Annotated in this window: 20 protein-coding genes; 11 read left to right on the forward strand and 9 right to left on the reverse strand. The window is 72.1% G+C overall.

Going from position 1 to position 20,379, the window contains the following annotated elements; translation table 11 throughout:
• The first annotated feature begins 26 nt into the window (after positions 1–26).
• Together purF and purM are read left to right on the forward strand one after the other, a co-directional pair.
• The gene (gene purF, locus FK530_RS02220; RefSeq protein WP_146485339.1) at positions 27–1,592 is read left to right on the forward strand and encodes an amidophosphoribosyltransferase; all 1,566 of its coding nucleotides are present in this window, start codon (positions 27–29) and stop codon (positions 1,590–1,592) included.
• Positions 1,593–1,663: 71 nt separating this feature from the next.
• Entirely contained in the window at positions 1,664–2,740 is a 1,077-nt protein-coding gene (gene purM, locus FK530_RS02225) for a phosphoribosylformylglycinamidine cyclo-ligase (RefSeq protein ID WP_146485340.1), read from the forward strand.
• A 73-nt stretch (positions 2,741–2,813) separates the two neighbouring features.
• Here purM and FK530_RS02230 read toward each other — a convergent pair whose 3' ends face one another.
• The 3 genes from FK530_RS02230 to ygfZ all read right to left on the reverse strand — a co-directional run bounded on the left by FK530_RS02230 (position 2,814) and on the right by ygfZ (position 4,834).
• Entirely contained in the window at positions 2,814–3,014 is a 201-nt protein-coding gene (locus FK530_RS02230; RefSeq protein WP_068533291.1) for a DUF3073 domain-containing protein, read from the reverse strand.
• Between the two features lie 135 nt (positions 3,015–3,149).
• Positions 3,150–3,788, reverse strand: coding sequence for an MOSC domain-containing protein (locus FK530_RS02235; RefSeq protein ID WP_146485341.1), 639 nt, complete (start codon positions 3,786–3,788; stop codon positions 3,150–3,152).
• Complete coding sequence (ygfZ, locus tag FK530_RS02240) at positions 3,785–4,834, reverse strand: CAF17-like 4Fe-4S cluster assembly/insertion protein YgfZ (RefSeq protein ID WP_146485342.1); 1,050 nt, start codon at positions 4,832–4,834, stop codon at positions 3,785–3,787. Before ygfZ ends, FK530_RS02235 begins: the two co-directional genes overlap by 4 nt.
• A 59-nt stretch (positions 4,835–4,893) precedes the next feature.
• On the opposite strand from ygfZ, the gene FK530_RS02245 reads away from it, so the two are divergent.
• From FK530_RS02245 to cydC, 6 genes are all read left to right on the forward strand, one after another.
• Positions 4,894–5,757, forward strand: coding sequence for an aminodeoxychorismate lyase (locus tag FK530_RS02245; protein ID WP_146485343.1), 864 nt, complete (start codon positions 4,894–4,896; stop codon positions 5,755–5,757).
• A 60-nt stretch (positions 5,758–5,817) separates the two neighbouring features.
• A complete protein-coding gene (locus FK530_RS02250) occupies positions 5,818–7,191 on the forward strand; it encodes an amino acid permease (RefSeq protein WP_146485344.1) in 1,374 nt (457 codons plus the stop codon).
• 216 nt (positions 7,192–7,407) lie between these two features.
• Positions 7,408–8,913 (forward strand): cytochrome ubiquinol oxidase subunit I, encoded by a 1,506-nt coding sequence (locus FK530_RS02255; RefSeq protein ID WP_146485345.1) that lies wholly within the window; start codon positions 7,408–7,410, stop codon positions 8,911–8,913.
• Between the two features lie 9 nt (positions 8,914–8,922).
• Positions 8,923–9,957, forward strand: a complete 1,035-nt coding sequence (gene cydB, locus FK530_RS02260; protein WP_146485346.1) for a cytochrome d ubiquinol oxidase subunit II — start codon at positions 8,923–8,925, stop codon at positions 9,955–9,957.
• On the forward strand, positions 9,950–11,554 hold the full coding sequence (gene cydD / locus FK530_RS02265) for a thiol reductant ABC exporter subunit CydD (RefSeq protein ID WP_231706461.1): 1,605 nt from the start codon (positions 9,950–9,952) through the stop codon (positions 11,552–11,554). The genes cydB and cydD overlap by 8 nt, the downstream gene beginning before the upstream one ends.
• Positions 11,547–13,124 carry a thiol reductant ABC exporter subunit CydC gene (cydC, locus tag FK530_RS02270; RefSeq protein ID WP_231706462.1) on the forward strand — a complete coding sequence of 526 codons (1,578 nt, stop codon included), beginning with the start codon at positions 11,547–11,549 and terminating at the stop codon, positions 13,122–13,124. The genes cydD and cydC overlap by 8 nt, the downstream gene beginning before the upstream one ends.
• Here the strand turns inward: cydC and FK530_RS02275 are convergent.
• Both FK530_RS02275 and FK530_RS02280 read right to left on the reverse strand, forming a co-directional pair.
• Entirely contained in the window at positions 13,091–13,918 is an 828-nt protein-coding gene (locus FK530_RS02275; protein ID WP_146485347.1) for an SDR family NAD(P)-dependent oxidoreductase, read from the reverse strand. The two genes, cydC and FK530_RS02275, sit on opposite strands and share 34 nt — an antisense overlap.
• Positions 13,915–14,541 carry a TetR/AcrR family transcriptional regulator gene (locus FK530_RS02280; protein WP_231706463.1) on the reverse strand — a complete coding sequence of 209 codons (627 nt, stop codon included), beginning with the start codon at positions 14,539–14,541 and terminating at the stop codon, positions 13,915–13,917. Before FK530_RS02280 ends, FK530_RS02275 begins: the two co-directional genes overlap by 4 nt.
• A gap of 56 nt (positions 14,542–14,597) precedes the next feature.
• Here FK530_RS02280 and FK530_RS02285 point away from each other — a divergent pair, with 56 nt between their 5' ends.
• Both FK530_RS02285 and FK530_RS02290 read left to right on the forward strand, forming a co-directional pair.
• Entirely contained in the window at positions 14,598–15,131 is a 534-nt protein-coding gene (locus FK530_RS02285; RefSeq protein ID WP_146485349.1) for a pyridoxamine 5'-phosphate oxidase family protein, read from the forward strand.
• A gap of 48 nt (positions 15,132–15,179) precedes the next feature.
• Positions 15,180–15,866 (forward strand): DUF899 family protein, encoded by a 687-nt coding sequence (locus FK530_RS02290; protein WP_146485350.1) that lies wholly within the window; start codon positions 15,180–15,182, stop codon positions 15,864–15,866.
• Between the two features lie 205 nt (positions 15,867–16,071).
• Here the strand turns inward: FK530_RS02290 and FK530_RS02295 are convergent, their stop codons facing one another.
• Together FK530_RS02295 and FK530_RS26535 are read right to left on the reverse strand one after the other, a co-directional pair.
• Positions 16,072–16,701: an LpqN/LpqT family lipoprotein gene (locus FK530_RS02295; protein ID WP_146485351.1), complete on the reverse strand. Its 630-nt coding sequence runs from the start codon at positions 16,699–16,701 to the stop codon at positions 16,072–16,074.
• On the reverse strand, positions 16,701–17,477 hold the full coding sequence (locus FK530_RS26535; RefSeq protein ID WP_231706464.1) for a hypothetical protein: 777 nt from the start codon (positions 17,475–17,477) through the stop codon (positions 16,701–16,703). The genes FK530_RS02295 and FK530_RS26535 overlap by 1 nt, the downstream gene beginning before the upstream one ends.
• Before the next feature lie 124 nt (positions 17,478–17,601).
• Here FK530_RS26535 and FK530_RS26540 point away from each other — a divergent pair, with 124 nt between their 5' ends.
• Positions 17,602–18,291 (forward strand): hypothetical protein, encoded by a 690-nt coding sequence (locus FK530_RS26540; protein ID WP_231706465.1) that lies wholly within the window; start codon positions 17,602–17,604, stop codon positions 18,289–18,291.
• A gap of 247 nt (positions 18,292–18,538) precedes the next feature.
• On the opposite strand, the gene FK530_RS02305 is transcribed toward FK530_RS26540, so the two are convergent.
• Positions 18,539–19,180, reverse strand: coding sequence for a heme-binding beta-barrel domain-containing protein (locus FK530_RS02305; protein ID WP_146485352.1), 642 nt, complete (start codon positions 19,178–19,180; stop codon positions 18,539–18,541).
• A 115-nt stretch (positions 19,181–19,295) separates the two neighbouring features.
• Positions 19,296–20,315, reverse strand: a complete 1,020-nt coding sequence (locus FK530_RS02310) for a LacI family DNA-binding transcriptional regulator (protein WP_146485353.1) — start codon at positions 20,313–20,315, stop codon at positions 19,296–19,298.
• Positions 20,316–20,379 lie beyond the last annotated feature (64 nt).

Below are 20,379 nucleotides of genomic sequence, written 5' to 3' on the forward strand. Positions count from 1 at the left end.
CACGCCCCCAGCCCCAGGAGTCAGCCGTGCAGCAGCTTCCGCTCAGCGTCGTCAACACCACCGCCCCGCTCGCCGAGGGCGAGGAGCAGGAGCCCCGGGAGGAATGCGGCGTCTTCGGCGTCTGGGCCACCGGGGAGGACGTCGCCAAGCTCTCCTACTACGGCCTCTACGCCCTGCAGCACCGCGGCCAGGAGGCCGCCGGCATCGCGGTCGGCGACGGTCAGCAGGTGCTGGTCTTCAAGGACCTCGGCCTGGTCAGCCAGGTCTTCGACGAGCAGACGCTGAGCTCGATGCCGGGCCACGTCGCGATCGGCCACTGCCGCTACTCGACCACCGGCTCCACCACCTGGGAGAACAGCCAGCCGATCTTCCGGACCACCAGCGCGGGCAACGGCGTGGCCCTCGGCCACAACGGCAACCTGGTCAATACCGCCGAGCTCGCGGAGCGGGCGGCCGAACTGGGCGTGGCGGGCGGCCGCCGCGACAACATCGCCACCTCCGACTCCGACATCCTCACCGCGTTGCTCGCGCACGCCGCCGCCGACCGGACGCTGGAGCAGGCCGCCATGGAGCTGCTGCCCACCGTGAAGGGCGCGTTCTGCCTCACCTTCATGGACGAGCACACGCTGTACGCCGCGCGCGATCCGCACGGCGTGCGCCCGCTGTCGCTGGGCCGCCTGGATCGCGGCTGGGTCGTCGCGTCCGAGACCGCCGCATTCGACATCGTGGGCGCCTCCTTCGTGCGCGACATCGAGCCGGGCGAGCTGCTCGCCATCGACGAGGACGGCGTGCGCTCCACCCGGTTCGCCGAGCCCACCCCGAAGACCTGCATCTTCGAGTACGTCTACCTGGCCCGCCCCGACTCCGTGATCCACGGCCGGTCGGTGCACTCGACCCGCGTCGACATCGGTCGCCGCCTCGCCCGCGAGCACCCGGCGGTCGGCGACCTGGTGATCCCGGTGCCCGAGTCGGGCACCCCCGCGGCGGTCGGCTACGCGCAGGAGTCGGGCATCCCGTACGGCCAGGGCCTGATGAAGAACGCCTATGTGGGCCGCACCTTCATCCAGCCCAGTCAGACGATCCGCCAGCTGGGCATCCGGCTCAAGCTCAATCCGCTGCGCGAGGTGATCCGCGGCAAGCGGCTCGTCGTGGTCGACGACTCGATCGTGCGCGGCAACACGCAGCGCGCGCTGATCCGGATGCTGCGGGAGGCCGGCGCCGCGGAGATCCACGTGCGCATCGCCTCGTCGCCGGTGAAGTGGCCGTGCTTCTACGGCATCGACTTCGCCTCCCCGGCCGAGCTCATCGCCAACGGCGGCGGTGCCGACTCGGTGGAGGCCATGGTCGAGTCGGTCCGCGCCGCGATCGGCGCCGACTCGCTGGGCTACATCTCGCTCGACGAGATGACCGCGGCCACCGAGCACGCCGGCGAGTCCATGTGCCGGGCCTGCTTCGACGGCGTGTACCCCATCCCGCTGCCCGAGTCGACGTCGATGGGTAAGGCGGTCCTGGAGAACATGCTCAAGGCCGGCTCGCAGGGCGACCCGCTGCAGGCCGAGAACGACAACGCCTCCGCGTTGCGTCGTCCCTGAGTCGCCCGGTCCGGCGGGGCCCCGACTCCGCCGGACGCCCGGGGCCCTCCGGTCCGGTAGCCTATGGATCCGTGACGGATTCCAACACCCACCCGCCGCAGGGTGCCTCGTACGCCGCTGCAGGAGTCGACATCGAGGCCGGTGACCGGGCCGTCGAGCTGTTCAAGCCGCACGCCAAGCGCGCCACCCGCCCCGAGGTCCTCGGTGGCCTCGGCGGTTTCGCCGGCCTGTTCGCGCTGAAGAAGTACCGGGAGCCGGTGCTCGCCGCGTCGACGGACGGCGTCGGCACCAAGATCGCCGTGGCGCAGGCGCTGGGCAAGCACGACACCGTGGGCATCGACCTCGTCGCCATGGTCGTCGACGATCTCGTCGTGACCGGTGCCGAGCCGCTGTTCCTGCAGGACTACATCGCCGTCGGCAAGGTGGTCCCCGAGATCGTCGCGGAGCTGGTCGGCGGCATCGCCGAGGGCTGCGTCCGCGCCGGCTGCGCCCTTCTGGGCGGCGAGACCGCGGAGCACCCGGGCCTCATGGCCGAGGGCGAGTACGACCTGTCCGCGACCGGCGTCGGCGTCGTCGAGGCCGACGAGGTGCTCGGCCCGGACAACGTGCGCGCCGGCGACGTCGTGATCGCCATGAAGAGCTCCGGCCTGCACAGCAACGGCTACAGTCTGGCCCGCAAGGTGCTGCTGGACTGGGGCCACATGGACCTGGGCGGCTACGTCGAGGAGTTCGGCCGCACGCTGGGCGAGGAGCTGCTCGAGCCCACCGCCATCTACGCCCTCGACTGCCTGCGCCTCGCGCAGGAGACGCAGGTGCGCACGTTCTGCCACGTCACCGGCGGCGGCCTCGAGGCGAACCTCGCGCGCGTCATCCCGGACGGACTCGTCGCCGAGCTGGACCGCAACACGTGGAGCCCGTCGGCCGTGTTCGCGCTCATCGCCCAGCGCGGCCGGGTGGAGCAGGCCGAGATGGAGAAGACCTTCAACATGGGCGTCGGCATGGTCGCGATCGTCGCGCCCGAGGACGTCGATCGCGCGCTGGCCGTGCTCACGGCACGCCACATCGACAGCTGGGTGCTGGGGACGATCAAGAAGTCCGACGGTGCCTCCACCGGAGCCGTGCTGAGCGGCTCGCACCCGAAGTTCTAGGAACGCCGTAGGCACCGTGACCCAGGGTCACGGTGCCCAACGGCGGAACGCGAGAGCGGGAGGACGCGACGCGTCAGGCGCGGCGCCACTCATCCTCGCGGTACGGATCGCCCGCGATGTCGCTCCATTCGGGGTGTGTGGCGAGAACGTCGGCCTCGTCGGTCACGCCACCCGCCAGCTCGTCCTGCAGCCTCTTCAGGTCGGTACTCGGGGTGCTGTACTTCAGCTCCCGTGCAACCTTGGTCTGCTTCGCCTTTGCCCGGCCGCGGCCCATGGGGGACCCCCTTGCGCAATGAAGGGGCGGCCAGCTACCGGATCAACCGGCGGGTGGCGGCCCCTTTCTCCGTGTAGTAATTCTTCCTGCCGTCCAGTTTAGCGTGCTCCCGCCGATGGTGCTGCCGCCCGGGTGTCAGTCGGCGCGTTTGAGGGCCCTCGTCGCGTCCCGTTCGACCTTCGGCAGCAGGTCATCGACCATGAGCAGCGCACGCAACCGGTCCGGGCGCGTGGCGCGGAACAGGTCCCGCAGGGTCGCCCCGTGGTCCGGGACGTGGGTGAGCGTCACCGGGTCGCCGGCCGCCACCGGTCCCGGCGTGAGCACGCGGAAGTAGGCGCCCGCGTCGCCGCGGGCCATGAACCGGGCCAGCCAGTCGTCCTCGCCGGACCACAGGGCGAAGGTGCGGCACGGGGTGCGGGGGATCGTCGCCTCCAGCTCGAGTGTCGCGCCCACCCGCAGCCGCGTTCCGACCACGAGGTCGGTGGTCTCGCCCTCCAGGCGGAGGTTCTCCCCGAACCAGCCCGCGGGGAGGTCCCGGCCGAGCTCCCGGGCCCAGCGGCGCGCCTCGTGTTCCGAGTAGGCGTACACCGCCTGCTCCTCGCCGCCGTGGTGCCGGGTGTCGCAGACGTGATCGGTGGCCGGTCCCAGCGGTCCCACGTCGACGGGGCCATCGACGGGCCGCTTGTCGATCGCCGTGCGCTGCTCGGGCTTGCGCGGGTCGAGCCGTCGCTCCTCGGCGACGACGCAGACCGCGAGGACGCGCCCCGCCGTCACCGGCCGCGCAGCCGGTCGACGGCGGACCGTCCGGCCTGTTGCCCGGCCTCCGCGGAGGGGGTGACCTCCGTGTCGATCGCGGCGGCCGCACCGCCGGCGTCGAGCGCGGCGTCGTCGGGGATCGACCGCTTGATCAGCGCGAGGGCGATGGGGCCGTAGTCGGCGTGTTCGACCACGGTGCCGAGCCGCCCGACGGTGCGCCCGTCCAGCGTCACGGGGTCGCCGGTCGCAGGCCGCGCGTCGGCGGAACCGTCGAGGTGCAGCAGCACCAGGCGGCGCGGGGGCCGGCCCAGGTTCTGCACCCGTGCGATGGTCTCCTGCCCGCGGTAGCAGCCCTTGTCGAGGTGCACGGCGGTGCGGATCCAGTCCACCTCGTGCGGGATCGTCTTCTCGTCGGTGTCGACGCCCTGCCGAGCGCGGCCGGCGGCGACCCGTCGGGCCTCGTAGGCCCAGGTGCCGGCGGGGCGCGCGCCCGCGGCGACGAGGGCGTCGATGTCCGCGCGCAGCCGGTCGCGCGGCACGATGAGGTTCACCTCGCCGGGCTCGGCGCGGCGGACGCCCTCCACCCGGGCGGCGATCGACTCGGCCTCGGGCCCGATCACGGTCAGCACCGCGAGGTCGTCGTGCGCCTGCACCTGCACGTCGGACCGGAAGACCATGCGCTGCAGGTAGGTCGCGAGGTCCGGGCTCAGCGGCGCCTCCTTCGGCGCGAGCGCGGCGGGCTCCGTGTCGAGGTAGGTCGTGCCGTCCACGTCGATGAGGTGGAAGTGGTCGAGCACGCGACCGCTGCCGTCCAGGTTGAGGTTCTGGGTCGCGGTCCGGTCCGGCAGGTGCGTGAGGTGCTGACTGGTGATCGAGTGCAGCCAGGACAGGCGCTCGGAGCCGGTGAGGGTGATCACGCGGCGGTGCGAGCGGTCGATCACCGCGGCGCCGCGCTCGGCGGCGCGTTGCTCCCCGAACGGATCCCCGTAGTGCCAGGTCACGCCCTCGTCGGGCGTGCCCTCGGGGTTCAGGATGCCGGACGTGGAATGTTCTTCAGTCGACACTCCTCGAGCTTACCCCGCTGCCCGCGCGGCCCTCTGCGGCGTCGAATACTGTTGCCGCCATGGCTTCCGTGGTGGTCACTCTGGACGGTTCCGTGCGCGCTCCCGACGCGCCCCTGCTGTACGCCGACGACCTCGGCGCGGTCCGCGGCGACGGCTGTTTCGAGACCGTCCTGGTGCGCGACGGCGCGCCGCTCAAGGGGCGGGCGCACCTCGACCGGCTGGGCCGTTCGGCCGCCGCGCTGGGCCTGCCCGCGCCGAACGACGGCGCCTGGTGGGCGGCGATGCAGCGCGCCGCGATGCTCTACGGCGAGGAGGCGGGGAGCGCCGAGGGGGCGCTGCGGCTCGTCTACACGCGGGGCCGCGAGTCGGAGCCCGGCACCCCCACCGCCTACGTGACGGTGTCGCCGCTGCCCGAACGGGCGCGGCGGGCGCGGACCGAGGGCGTCTCGGCCATCACGCTCAATCGGGGCTATTCGACGGGTCTGGGCACCGATGCGCCGTGGCTGCTGCTCGGCGCGAAGACCCTGTCGTACGCGGTCAACATGGCCGCCGCGCGGTACGCCGCGGAGCAGGGCGCCGACGACGTGATCTTCACCTCCAGCGAGGGCCGCATCCTCGAGGCGCCCCGTGCGACCGTGGTGATCGCCCGCGGCCGCACCCTGGTCACCCCGCCCGCGGAACAGGGCATCCTGCCCGGCACCACGGCGCGTGCCCTGTTCGACGCCGCGGAGGACAAGGGCGTCTCCACCGCGGTCGAGCCGCTCTTCCCGGTGGATCTGGTCATGAACGACGGGGTGTGGCTCGTCTCGTCGATCACCCTGTGCGCGCGGGTGCACACGCTCGACGGCCGCGCCCTGCCCGATGCGCCCATGGATGCGACGGTCCGCTCGCTCATCGACGTGGGGATCGAGAACACCCCCTAACGGTTTCGGACAATCCCGGCACGGGCTGCGGCTCCGCCGCGACGGGCATAGCGTCGCGGGATGAGTACGGACACGGACGCGCGCGATCAGCTCGGTACCAGCCTCAAACCCCGGCACATCACCATGATCTCGATCGCGGGTGTGATCGGCGCGGGCCTGTTCGTGGGCTCGGCCAACGCGATCAAGCTCGCGGGCCCGGCGGTCCTGATCTCCTACGGACTGGCCGGCCTGCTCGTCATCCTCGTGATGCGGATGCTCGGCGAGATGGCGACCGCCCACCCCGACACAGGTTCCTTCTCGACCTACGCCGAGCGGGCGCTGGGCCGCTGGGCCGGGTGCAGCATCGGGTGGCTGTACTGGCTGTTCTGGGTGCTGGTGATCCCCGTCGAGGCCACCGCCGCCGCGGTGATCCTGGCGAAGACGGTGGGCGGGCCGCAATGGTCGTGGGCCCTGCTGGTCGTGGTGCTGCTCACCGTGACGAACCTGTTCTCCGTCGGCAACTACGGCGAGTTCGAGTTCTGGTTCGCGCTGATCAAGGTCCTGGCCATCGCGGCCTTCCTGGTGCTGGGGGCGCTCGCGATCTTCGGGCTGCTGCCCGGTTCGGGGGTCTCGGGCGTGCACCACCTGTGGGACACGGGCGGTTTCATGCCGAACGGCGCCGGGGCGGTGATCGCGGCGATGCTCACCACGATGTTCACCTTCATGGGCTCGGAGATCGTGACGATCGCCGCGGCGGAGTCGCCCGAGCCGGCGAAGGGGATCACCAAGGCCGTCAACTCGGTGGTCTGGCGGATCTGCCTGTTCTACATCGGGTCGATCTTCGTGGTGGTGGCGCTGGTCCCGTGGAACACGCTGGACTCGGCGACGGGCTCGTATCAGGCGGTCCTCACGGCCATGAACATCCCCGCCGCCGCGGGGATCATGGACGTGGTGGTCCTGGTGGCCGTCGCGTCGTGCCTCAACAGCGCGCTCTACACCGCCTCGCGGATGCTCTACTCGCTCGCGCAGCGCGGGGACGCGCCGCGCGCCGCGGGGCGCACCACCGCGCGGGGAGTGCCCGCCGTCGCGGTCCTGGCGTCGATGCTGCTCGGCTTCCTCGCCGTGATCGGCAACTACGTGCTGCCCGAGAAGCTCTTCGGCTACCTGCTGGCGACGACGGGTGCCGTCGCGCTGTTCGTCTACCTCGTCATCGCGGTCAGCCAGATCGCGCTGCGCCGGCGGGAGAGCACCCCGTCGCCGCTGCGCATGTGGTTCTTCCCGTGGGCCACCTACGCCGTGATCGCCTTCATCGTCTTCGTCATCGTCGCCATGATCGTCGACGAGAGTCAGCGCAGCGCCGTCGGACTGTCGACCGCCCTCGCGGTCATCGTGGTCGCCGCCAGCGTCGTGCACCAGCGTCGAGCGGAACGACGGTCCGCGGTCACCGCGGGGTGAGCGCGGGGCGTCGATGGATCCGCCTCGCTCGCCCGCGGATGCGGCGCCCCGGGCCTACGGTGGACACAGCGGGTTGGCCCACGGCCCACGACGTGTGCTGTGTCTCACCACTTGGGATCGGAGGCGATCTCTACTACCATCGGTAGTAATTACTACTGAATGTAGTAGGAGGGTCGGCGCCGGTGCCTGCCCGACCCCTCGGCCCAGGGAGCACGCATGACCGCATTGGACATAGCTCGGTGGCAGTTCGGCATGACCACGGTGATGCACTTCATCCTGGTGCCGCTGACGATCGGGCTCGCACCGATGGTCGCCACGATGCAGACCATCTGGCTGGTGACGGGGAAGGCGGCGTGGCTCAAGGCCACGAACTTCTTCGGCAAGCTCTTCCTCATCAACTTCGCGCTCGGCGTCGCCACCGGCATCGTGCAGGAGTTCCAGTTCGGCATGGCCTGGAGCGAGTACAGCAAGTTCGTCGGCGACGTCTTCGGTGCGCCGCTCGCGCTCGAGGGACTCGTCGCCTTCTTCATGGAGTCGACCTTCCTCGGCCTGTGGATCTTCGGCTGGACGCGGCTGCCCAAACTCGTTCACCTGGGCTGCATCTGGATGGTCGCGCTGGGCGTGAACGCCTCCGCCTTCTTCATCATCGCGGCGAACTCCTGGATGCAGCACCCCGTGGGAGCCACCTTCAACCCGGAGAAGAACCGCGCCGAGCTCACGAGCATCTGGGAGGTGCTCACCAACTCGACCACCCTGGCCGCGTTCCCGCACACGGTCTTCGGCGCCTGGCTCACCGCGGGCACTTTCGTCGCCGCGATCGGCGGCTGGTGGATGGTGCGCGGCATGCGCAAGGGCGATCCGGACGCGATCGAGCTGGCGCAGTCGATGCGCCCCGTCACCCGGTTCGGCCTCGGCGTCATGATCGTCTCGGCCGTGGGACTCGGCATCACCGGCGACGCGCAGGCCAAGCTCATGTTCGAGCAGCAACCGATGAAGATGGCCTCGGCGGAATCGCTCTGTCACACCGAGACCGGGGCCAGCTTCTCGCTGCTCACCATCGGGACGCACAACAACTGCGAGTCGGTGACGCACGTGCTGCAGGTGCCGTACGTGACCTCCTTCCTCGCCAACGGCGACCCCAACTCGACGCTCAAGGGCGTCACCGAGTTGCAGGCCGAGGCGGTCGAGAAGTTCGGCCCCGGCGACTACCGCCCCAACCTGTTCGTCTCGTACTGGGCGTTCCGCGCCATGATGGGCTGGTCGATCGGCTCGGGCGTGCTGGCGCTCGCGGGCCTGTGGGTCACCCGGCGCGGCCGAGTGCCGAACCAGAAGTGGTTCAGCCGGATCTGCCTCATCGCGCTGCCCACGCCCTTCCTCGCGAACACCTCCGGCTGGGTGTTCACCGAGATGGGCCGCCAGCCGTGGGTCGTGGTGCCGAACCCGAACGGCGACCAGACGATCCGGCTCACGGTGGCCCAGGCCGTCTCCGGTCACTCGGTCACGATGATGGCCTTCTCCATCGTCACCTTCGCGGCGGTCTACGGCACCCTGTACCTGCTGTGGTTCTTCCTGCTCCGGAGGTACGTCATCAAGGGGCCGAACCTGCACAGTCCGCTGGACCCGCCGCACGACGACGATGATCCGCCCGCCGGCGCCGACGCCCCCGAGGGCGCGGAACCGGGCCGCAAGGCCTCGTCGGAACACCTCTCGTTCGCGTACTAGGAGGCCGCCATGACTCTGCCCGACTACTGGTTCCTCGCCATCGGCTTCCTGTTCACCGGCTACTTCGTGCTGGAGGGCTTCGACTTCGGCGTCGGCATGCTCATGCCGATCCTGGGCCGCAAGCGTTCCCACCCCGACGCCGAGGAGCGGCGCCGCGTCCTGCTCAACACCATCGGCCCCGTCTGGGACGGGAACGAGGTGTGGCTGATCACCGCGGGTGCGGCCATGTTCGCGGCCTTCCCGGTCTGGTACGCCGAGGTCTTCTCCGGCTTCTACCTCGTGCTGCTCGCGATCCTGGTGGGGCTCATCACCCGCGTCTGCGCGATCGAGTGGCGCGGCAAGATCAACGAGCCGCGGTGGCGCGGCTGGGCCGACGTCGGCATCGGCCTCGGCTCCTGGATCCCCGCGTTCGCGTGGGGCCTGGTCTTCGCGAACATCGTGCACGGCGTCGATCTCGACGAACGGGGCGGTATGACCAGCGAGGTCTGGGACCTGCTCAACCCGTTCGGGCTGCTCGGCGGGATCGCGACCCTGGGCCTGTTCCTGCTGCACGGCGCGATCTTCGTCGCGCTCAAGTCCGACGGTGACGTCCGGGCGGACGCCCGGAGGCTCGCCTTCCGGATGTGGCTGCCCGTCACCGTGATCGGCGGGGCCTTCGCCCTCTGGACGCAGCTCGAGCACGGCAAGCCGTGGACCTGGGCGATGGTGGCGCTGGCCGCCGCCGCGCTGCTGGCGGCGGGCCTGCTGATCCGCGCCGGACGCGAGCTGGCGGCGTTCCTGTCGACCTCGCTGGCGGTGATCGCGGTGAGCGTGCTGCTCTTCGGTGCGCTGTTCCCGAACGTGCTGAACGCGACCGACCCCGCGCGGTCGATCACGATCGAGGCCGCGGCGTCCTCGCACTACACGCTGGTCGTGATGTCCTGGTGCACGATCGTGCTGCTGCCGCTGGTGATGATCTACCAGGCGTGGACCTACTGGGTCTTCCGCACGCGGATCTCGGTCGCGCAGATCCCGCCGTCGATCGGCCTCAGCCCTCGTGCCTGACACCAGCGCGCCCGTGGACCCGCGGCTGCTGCGGTACGCCCGGAGCTCCCGCGGGTTGATGGTCACCGTGGTCGCCTGCGGCGTCCTCGAGACCGCCGCGGTGATCGCGCTGGCCTTCGCCCTCGCGACCGCCCTCGCCCGCCTCGTCGCCGGGAACGGGGACGTGACGGCGCCGTTCGCGGTGACCGTCGGCGCGGTGGTGGTGCGGGTCGCGGTGAGCCATCTGCGCGCCCGGATCGAGCGGCGCGCCGCCGACCGAGTCGTCTCCGAACTGCGCTCCGCAGCACTGGATGCCGTCGGGCCCGGACGCACCCCCGTCGACCGGGAGGAACTGCGCACCGCGCTCACCCGCGGCCTCGACGAACTGCCGCCCTACCTCACGGGGTACGTCCCCGCGCTGGCACTGAGCGCCATCGCGACGCCGGTCCTGATCCTCGCGATGTTCCTCGCGGACTGGGTCTCCGGCGCCATCGCGCTCGGCACCCTGCCCCTGCTGCCGATCTTCATGGTGCTCATCGGGCTGCTCACCCGGGATCGCACCCGGCGCCGCCTGGAGGCCATGTCGCGGCTCTCGGCGCGGCTGCTGGACCTGGTCGCCGGCCTGCCCACGCTGCGGGCGCTGGGGCGCGAGCGCGGCCCGGAGCGGACGGTGCGCGAGCTCGGCGCGCGCAACGAGACCGAGACGATGGGTGCGCTCCGGATCGCCTTCCTCTCCTCGTTCGCCCTGGAACTGCTCGCCACCCTGTGCGTCGCGCTGGTCGCGGTGAGCATCGGGCTGCGGCTCGTCTACGGCGACATGACCCTGTTCGCGGGTGTTTTCGCGCTGATCCTCGCCCCCGAGGTCTACCGGCCGTTGCGCGCCGTCGGGGCCGGCTTCCACGCCGCCGAGCAGGGGATCGAGGCCACCGCACGGGTCTTCGCACTGCTCGACGCGCCCGCGCCGGCACCGTCCGCAGGGACTGCGCGGCCCGGCGTCCTCGTCGCGCGCGGCGTCACCGTCGAGGGGCGGGACGGTGCGGCACCGTCGGGCTTCGACGGGACCTTCCGGCCGGGCCGGCTCACCGCGGTCACGGGCCCCAACGGCGGCGGCAAGTCCACGCTCCTGACCGTGCTGGCCGGGCTCGCCGTGCCGGACGCGGGCAGCGTCTCGGTCGACGGTGCGCCGCTCGCCGGCGGCCCGGATTGGTGGGCGCACGTGGCGTGGTGTCCACAGCACCCCTACCTCGAACCGGGCACGCTCGCACACAATTTCACGCTGCTGGGCGCCCCGCCGCCGGATTCCGTGCCCGACGTGCTGACCGCGACGGGCCTCGACGCGGTGGTCGCCGAGGGCGGCTGGGACCGCCCGGTGGGCACCGGCGGCGCCGGCCTCTCGGCCGGTCAGCGGCAGCGGCTCGCGCTGGCCCGCACCCTGGCGCTCGGCCGGTCGGTGCTGCTCTTCGACGAGCCGACCGCGCACCTCGATGACGACTCGGCCGCCCGTGTGCTCGCGGCGCTGCGCGCCCGCGCAGATGCCGGCGCGACCGTGGTGATCGCGGCGCACGACCCGCAGACACTGGCCGCCGCCGACGACGTGTTGGAGGTGGCGCGTGCGTGACCTGGTGATCTGCCTCCGGGCCATGCGCACCCGGCCCCTCGCCGCGCTCGCCGCCGTCGTCGCCGGAGTGCTGACCGCCGCCAGCGCGCTCGCGCTGGCGGGCCTCTCGGCGTGGCTCATCACCAAGGCCTGGACCATGCCGCCCGTGCTGGCGCTGTCGCTCGCCGTGACCTCGGTGCGCGGGCTCGGCATCACCCGCGGCCTCATGCGCTACGTCGAGCGGCTCGCGAGCCACCGCATCGCGCTGCGCGGACTCACCGAACTGCGCGCCGCCCTGTACCTGCGGCTCGCCCGTGCCGCGCCCGCGGAGTCGGTGCGGCTCGGTGACGGGGAGCTCCTCGCGCGGACCGGATCGGACGTCGACGCGGTCGGCGATGCGCTGGTGCGCACCGTGATCCCCGCGACGGTCGCGGCGACAGTGTCGGTGGCGGCCACCGGCTGGATGTGGTTCCTCGATCCGCGCGCCGGGCTCGCGCTCGGGGCGTGCCTGCTGCTCGCGGGGCTCGCCGCGCCGTGGCTCACCGCCCGCGCCACCCGCGACCGCGCGGCCGCGGAGGCCGCCGAGAGCGAGGCCTTCGGCGCCGCGGCCTCGGCCGTGCTCGATCACGGCGGGGAACTCGCGGTCGCGGGCCGGCTGGACGAGGTGCGGGCCCGCGCCGTCCGCGCCGAGGACGCCCGACGGTCCGCCGTCGACCGCGCCGCCCGCACCGGCGCGCTCGCGGACGCCGCGATCCCGCTCGCCATCGGTGTCGCGGTGATCGCCGCGCTGCTGGTCGCCGTCGCGCGGATCGATTCGGCGGCCGCGACCACGCTCGGGATCCTGATCCTGCTCCCGCTCAGTGCCTTCGAGGCCGTCTCCGTGCTTCCCGATGCGGCGCGCCAGTACGTGCGCTCCGCCGACGCCGCGGGCCGGATCGCGCCGCTGCTCACCCTTCCCGCGGTGCCCTCCGGTGTCGCGCCGGTGGCCCCGCATCCGCGGCTCGAACTGGGCGACCTGGTGCTCGAACCCGGCGACCGGCTCGCCGTGCGCGGCGCCTCCGGGGCCGGGAAGACGACGCTGCTCCTGGCGCTCGCGGGGCTCGACGACCGCGGCGGCGAGGTCCTCGTCGACGGCGTGCCCGCGCGTGACTGCGCCGACCTGCCCGCGTCCGTCGGTTTCTTCGGCGAGGCCGCGCACGTCTTCGCCACGACGGTGGCCGAGAACTGCCGCGTGGCGCGCGGCACCGCGACGGACGCCGAGATCGAGGCGGCGCTGCGCCGCGTCGGACTGGGGGACTGGATCGATGCGCTGCCCGACGGGGTGCGGACCCCGCTCGAGGACGGCGCCGATTCGCTCTCGGGCGGGCAGCGGCGACGGCTCCTGCTGGCGCGGGCGCTGCTGAGTCCGGCGGCGGTGGTCCTGTTGGACGAGCCGACCGAGCACCTCGACGAGCGGGACGCCGTCCGGCTGCTCGCCGAGATCCTCGACCCCGCAGGGCTGTTCCCCGGGCGCACCGTCGTCGTGGCCGGGCACGCGGAACCGCCCGCCGGGGTGCGTCAGTGGGAGATGGACCGGCTCAGGTCGGCGTAGCGCTCGGCGTCGGCGCGCTCCGCGTCGGTCGTGCGCAGGATCGCGTGCAGGGCGTCCGCGCCCAGGTACATCCGCGTGGGCGGCTCGGGCATCGCCGCGATGGTGACGAGCGCCCGGGCCAGGAGCGCGGGGTCGCCGCCCTGGTTGTGGTTGAGGCGGTCGAGCGCCGCGAGCGTGCCCGCGACGGAGGCGTAGTCGTCGATCGTCGTGGCCGGCCGGCGGCTCGACGAGGCGTCGAGGAAGTCCGTGCGGACGCCGCCGGGGCAGATGGCGACCGCGTGCAGCCCGAGCGGCGCGATCTCGGCGTCGAGGGCCTCGGTGAGCAGGAGGACCGCGGCCTTGGAGGCACTGTAGATCCCCTGCGCGGGGCCGGTGACGCGTGCGGAGATCGACGCCAGGTTGAGGATCCGGCCGGATCGGCGCGCGCGCATGCCCGGCAGCACGGCCCGGGTGACGGTGAGGACGCCGAAGACGTTGACGTCGAAGTTGGCCCGCACGTCCTCGAGGGAGACCTCCTCGACCGCGCCGAGCAGCGAGTAGCCCGCGTTGTTGACGAGCACATCGATGCGGCCGAGTTCCGCCTCGACGCGCGCGACGGCGCCGTGCACGTCCGCCTCGTCGGTCACCTGCATCGGCAGCGCCAGGAGGTGCGGGTCGTCGAGTTCGGCGGTGAGCTTGTCGGGGCTGCGGGTGGTGGCCGCGACGCGAGCGCCGCTCGCGAGCGCCGCCTTCACCACCTCCAGGCCGATGCCCTTGGACGCGCCGGTCACCAGCCACACGGGGGAGTCGGTCATGGCTCCATCGTGCTCCCGTCGGCCCAGTCGCGCAGGATTCCCGCGATCGCGGCGTCGACCGCGGCCTCCGCGAGCGGCCACTGCTGATCGCCGGGGAGGTGGTGCAGCGGGCCCCGCAGCGCCATCTCCGCGAAGCCGTGCACCATCGCCCAACAGGACCAGGTCGCGGACCGTCGGGCGTCGGGGCGGAGCAGGCCCGCGTGCACCAGCAGGTCCAGCGACTCCGACAGCGCGACGTACGGCGGGATCGCGGACAGCGATTCCGGGTCCGGCACCTCGTCGCCGAAGAAGCAGACCGAGAACCACCCGGGCTCCGCCAGCGCGAACGCGATGTAGCCGAGGCCGACGGCGCGCAGCCGCTCGACGGGGCCCTGGTCGGGATGAACGGGCATGGCGTCGGCCATGCGCTGCTCGATGGCGGAGCTCACGGCCCGCAGCAGCGCGAGCCGGTCGGGGAAGTGCCGGTACGCAGCGTTCGGGCTGACCCCCACGCGGCGGGTGACCTCACGGATGGTGAGTGCCGACGGTCCGCCGGCGCGGGTGACCTCCAGGCCCGCGTCGACGAGCGCCTGCGGGAGGTCGCCGTGGTGGTACGCCATGCCCTTGTGTCCCCCGTCTCTCAAGTGTACGGTGTGAACATAACAGATGTGGACGCTGTGAACATGCCGAGGAGGCTGCGATGACCACCAGCACGATGCCCGAGCCCGTCCTGCACCCCGGGTTCAGCAGCCCGGGCGCCGTCGCCACGCCGTGGTCGGAGGTGGACGAGGTGCTGCGCGACGCGGGCATGTTCTGGCTGAGCACGGTTCGCGCCGACGGTCGTCCGCACGTGTGCCCGCTGCCCGCCGTGTGGTGGGGCGGCGTGCTGTACTTCGTGACCGGCTGGGAGGAGCAGAAGGCGCGGAACCTGGTGCGCGAGCCGCGCTGCGTGCTCACCACCGGGAGCAACGAGTACCTCCGCGGCCTCGACGTCACCGTCGAGGGGCGCGCCGAGCGCTGCACCGATCGCGCGGAGCTCGAGGTCCTCGCCCGCATGTGGCAGGCGAAGCTGGACTGGCCCTACGACGTCGACGACGAGGGCTTCCGGCACCGCTCCGACGGGCTCGCGCCCAACCCGGACGCCGCGTCGCTGCCCGTCTTCCGGGTCCGCCCGGCCAAGATCCTGTCCTTCGCCCGCGGCGAGCACTTCGCCCAGACGCGCTTCCGGCCCTGATCGTCGATGCACCCGACCGAGACATCCACCCCGAGAGAGGAATCCATCATGACCGCAGTACCGCCCGTCGTCGACCGCGAGACCTGGCAGAAGGAGGTGGAGGCACTGCGGATCCGCGAGAAGGCCGCCACGCGCGAGCTGGACGCGATCGCGGCGCAGCGCCGGCGCCTCCCCGCCGTGGAACTGCCCGAGTACCGTCTCGTCGCGGAGGACGGCAGCACCGTCACCCTCGCCGAGGTCTTCGACGGGCACTCCCAGCTCATCACCTATCACCACATGTGGACCGACGGGAACGAGTGGCAGTGCCCCGGCTGCACCGGCGTCACAGCGCAGTACGCGCGCACCGAGTTCCTCGGGAACTGGGACGCGCGGATGGTGGTCATCACCAACGGACCGATGGACGAGATCCTGGCCTACAAGAGGCGCGTAGGGAACACCATGACCTGGTACTCTTCGGCCGATTCGAGCTTCGGCGCCGACATGGGCGCCGGTCCGGGCGGCGCGTTCGCCTACAACACCTTCGTCCGCGACGGCGACACCGTCTACCACGTGTGGCAGACCGGCAGCCGGGGAGCGGAGCAGCTGTCCTACACCTTCGGCCTGCTCGACGTGCTGCCCTACGGCCGGCAGGAACAGTGGCAGGACGTGCCCGACGGCTGGCCGCAGGGGCCGACCTACTCCCGCTGGGCGTCATCGAAGCAGTTCGCGCAGTGGTACGGGGAGAACGCCTCCTGACCTGCGTGTTCGCTCTCCGATTAATTCCGTTGCCGGCGGGTTCCGGTGGGCGTAGCGTCGATGACGTCAACGAAAGGAGGTGGTCCGAGAAATGGTGAATTTCAGGACTGAGGAGGTGGCCGCCGCCTGACGGCGGTCGCCCACCTGGAATACGGCAGGCCCCGGGAGCGCGTGATGTTCACGCACCCGGGGCCTGTTGCGTCTGCTAGGCCGCGCTGATCTTCAGGCCGTCGTCGAGAGTCCGCACATCCCCCCGCAGGTCCGCCGCCTGCTTCGCCGTGGTGGTCACCATGAGCTGGACCGCGAGCCGCTGCCCGTTGCCGGACCACAGGATGTACTTCGAGGACACGCTCAGGCGCAGTCCCTTGTCGTCGTAGGTGCCGGTGATCGTGGACGACGGTGCGCCGTCGTACTCGCCGACCTGCACGAAGTCCTGCCGGAATCCGGGGAGCCGCGTGGTGTCCACGGGTCCGCGCCGGACGGCCTCCGCGGCGTCGAAGTCGCCCACCAGTCGATGCACGATCACCGTGGCATTGGGTGCGAAGCCCCCGTCGACGGCCCGGGTGTTCGCGATCACGGCGAACGTGTTGGGGAGCTGGAAGGCGCTGTCGACGAACCAGTTCGGCGGCTGCTGGACCGCGATCCGAACTCCCTTCAGGTCGGCCGACGTCTGCGCCGTCACGCCGACCCCGTGCGATTTGAGGTACTGATCGAGCGTCATGTCGGCGATCACCGACGACGAAGCCGCCGCGGGGCCCTCGGTCCGGTCGCCGGAGCATCCGGCGGAACCGAGCAGAGCACCGAGCGCGAGGACCGCGGCGAGGGCGACGCGCATCACGCCGCCTTCGCCAGGGTGACGCCGATCAGCCCGCCGATCGAGCTGACCGCGAGGTTCGCCGCGCCGCCGACGCCGCCGCCGATGGCGCGACCGAGCACCTCCGCCGTCGGTCCGACGATCCGGGGCAGGCCCGGGACGTCGAAGGGCGATGCGCCGACCGTGGCGATCAGCTCGCCGATCGCAGCGCCCAACGAGGGGAACTGCGAGGCAGCACCGACGACTGCGCCGGCGGGCCCGGCCTGGCCCGCGCCGGAGACGCCCGCCTCGATGCTCGACCGCAGGGCCGCGAGCAGTGGAGTTCCTGTGACCGCGGAATCGATTCCGCCACCGATGATCCCGCCGACACCGTTGCCTGCTGCCGCCGCCCGGAATCCGCCGGTCACGCCGTCGCCGATCACGTCGCCGACGATGCCGCCGATCGAGCCTCCGATGCGAGCGCCCGCGTAGGGGAGCCCCGCGGCGAGGAAGGGCACCGCGACGATGCCGATGCCGGTGGCGGTGGCGGCGGCCGAGGCGATCGCCGCCAGGGAGGTCCCGATCGCCGCGCCCACGGCCGTGCCCGTGGTGGCGGCGACGGTTCTGGTCAGGGGGCCGAGCACCTGCTCGGCCGAGGTCAGGACCGCGGTGCCGACGCCGGGCAGGCTGCGCGCCAGCTCGGTGGCCGCGCCGTGCACCGCTGCTCCGGCGACGGCGACTCCTCCGCCGATGAGGTCGATGCCGTGGCTCCACCCGAGCAGTTCACCGACGGTGCCCTCCGCTGCTCCGGCCGCCACTGCGGCGATGGTGGAACCGATCGATGCTCCGAGCGTTCTCGCGGGCGTGGCGAAGTCCGCTCCTCCGATCACGCCGACGAGGCCGCCGGCGCCGGTCCCGATCCCACCGCCGAGGGAGCCTCCGATGGCCCGGGCGAACTGGACGAAGGGGCTGGCGGCGGGGGCGGCGACCGACGCGGCCCCCACCGTCCTCGGCGCGAGGTCGGTGGTGGGGGCCGCGGGCTCCGAGGTGCTGACCGGCGTCGACGGCGCCGCGGAGTCCGGTCCCGGAGCGGTCGGCGACGCGGTGGGCGGGGAGGGAGCGGTCGGCACGGGCGTTGTGGCGGGAGCGGGGCCCGTCGTGGGAGCGTCGCTCGCGGTTGCGGGCGACGTCGGTGCGCTCGGCGCGGGCGACTCGGTCTTCGGCGTGGGTGATTCGGTCGTCGGTGCGACGGCGGTCGCACCGGCCGCGCTCGAACCCGTCTCGGTCGCACTGGTGGGATCCGCTGATCCGGTCGGGTTCGTCGGGGGTGCATCGGTCGGCGTGCCCTCGTGCCCGCCGGCTCCGCTCGGTGCGGTGGGGTCCACCGCGTTCGTGGATGATCCGGTCGGGTCCGTGGTGGGATCGCCGGGAGAGGCGACCTCCGGCCCGCTGTCTCCTGCGGGATCCCCGGTCGGGTCACCCGCAGTGAGCACGTATTCGACGCTCGGCGCGGCCCGCTCGGCGCTGGGCGGCACGGCCAGGTGGGCGCCGGCCACCCCCACCACGGTCGCGACGGCGAGAAGCGACGTCAGCGCGCCACTGCGGATCGAGTTCGATGTCAGCGTCATGTGAGCGGCCCCAGGTGTTCGAGGACTGGCAGAGGAGTTGCCGAGGCCGGCACGATGATTCGTGTGCGATATCAACAACCGGAGTTGTTGTTCAACCAAGGTTGGCAAATCGTAAGCCCGGGGACGAGCGTTCCGCCATCCGAGGAGGATGTGAGGGTGGTCTCACCGCAGCAGCGGCCGAGTCGGAGTGCTGTGCGTAGTCGGCGGAATCCGCCCGCGCCGGCCCGACGGGACCGCGTGCGTGGGGGCGGCTATCCGGCGTAGCGGTTGAGCTTGGCGCTGAGCCGCGGGATGAGCTCGCCGTCGGCGTCGACGCGCTCCTCGACGTAGGCGAGTGCGCCGCCCTGCTCGACGAGGCCGTACAGGCGCTTCGCGGCGCCGGCCAGGGGTGAGGTCTTGGAGCGGATCACCACGTCGGCCTCGAGCTCCCACGCGGTCTGGGAGACGGGCTTGCCGTAGTACAGCTCGACGATGCCGCTGGCGTGGGTGACGACGAACTCGATCTCGTCGTCCTCGCCGATGCGCCAGAAGCCGGCCTCGCGGAGGTCGGGCTCGGAGAACTCGCCCTTGTCGTCGAGCTTCCACGACCGGGCTTCCCAGGAGAGGAAGTTCTGGCCGTCGTGGCTCACGACGATCTGCTGGCCGAAGTGGTAGTCGCCGGACTCGTCGTGGCCCTCGCCCTCGCCGCGCCAGACGCCGACGAGGGGGAGCAGGCCGAGCAGGCCCGAGTGCAGGTCCGGCCCCTGCCGCAGGTTCGCCGTGTCGTCGGCGAGCGGCAGTCCGGGAAGGTTCGAGATGTTGCGTGACGAGGTGGTCTCGGCGCGCTCGATCGCCGCGTCCAGGGCCTCCTGGCCGGTGCCGGCGGAGGCGTCGGGGGTGGCCTCGTCGCTCACGGGCGGCCTACTGACCGTCGGTGAGGACGCGGTACATCACGAAGATCGCGAACGCGAAGATCGCGACCGAGGCGACCGCCATGAGGATCTCGAAGAAGATGACCATGGCTCGATACTAACCCCCGGCGTGCGGCCGCTCGCAACCGCACGAGTCCCGGTGATGGAAGGCTGTGGGCAATCTCTCGACCCGCCGCGCACCGTCGAATCCGTCGATCCGTTCGACGAGCAGATCGACGCACCGCCGCCCGATGGCCTCGACGTTCTGCGCGGCCGCCGTGAGTCCCGGGGAGAACAGGTCCGACCACTCGAAGTCGTCGTAGGCGACGAGCGCGACGTCGTCGGGAACCCGCAGGTCCAGCTCCCGGAGGGCGCGCATCGCGCCGACCGTCATCTCGTTGTTGAGTACCACCAGCCCGGTGGGGTGCGGCGCCCGCGCGCGGAACATCGACAGGGTCTGCGCGTGCGCCTCGTCGGCGCGTGAATCCCCGCAGCGCACGTGCCGGGGTGCGGCGCGCAGGCCCGCGGCGGCCATGGCGCGGACGAATCCCTCGGTGCGTTCCTCGGTGGACTGGATGCCCGGCCGGCCGGTGAGGACGCCGATGCGCCGGTGCCCGAGCTCCGCGAGGTGGGCGGTCAGCCGGACGACCGGCTCGGCCCCCTCCGAGGCCACCTGGTCGACGTCGGCGGGGGAGAGCCGGTCGATGAGCACCAGCGGGGTCCCCGCCGCCTGGACGGTCGGGATGGTCCGCAGCTCGGAACCCGGCGCGGGGGCCATGATCAGGCCGTCCACGCGCCGGTCGAGGAGAGAGCCGACGAGCCGGTGTTCGATGTCGGTGTCGTCGTGGGAGTCGCCCATCATCAGCGTGTAGCCGAGCTCGCTGGCGCGGGACTCGATCGCCCGCATGAGCGGGCCGAAATAGGGGTTGCGGCCGGCCGCGATACTCAGCGCCAGGACACCGGACCGGGAGGTGGCGAGCGCGGCGGCCAAGGCATTGCGCCGGTAGCCGGTGGACTCGATCGCCGCGAGCACCGCGTCCCGGGTGCGGGGGTCCACGCGCCGTGTCCCGTTGATCACGTGGGAGACGGTGCTGATCGACACGCCGGCAGCGGCGGCGACGTCGGCCATGTTCCCCATCCGCCCAGTGTGCCCGTGGTCGAAACGGGCGCGCAAGCGTTTGCGCAAACCCTTGCGGGGCTTT

It is taken from the genome of Tsukamurella conjunctivitidis (assembly GCF_007858475.1).
Classification (GTDB): domain Bacteria; phylum Actinomycetota; class Actinomycetes; order Mycobacteriales; family Mycobacteriaceae; genus Tsukamurella; species Tsukamurella conjunctivitidis.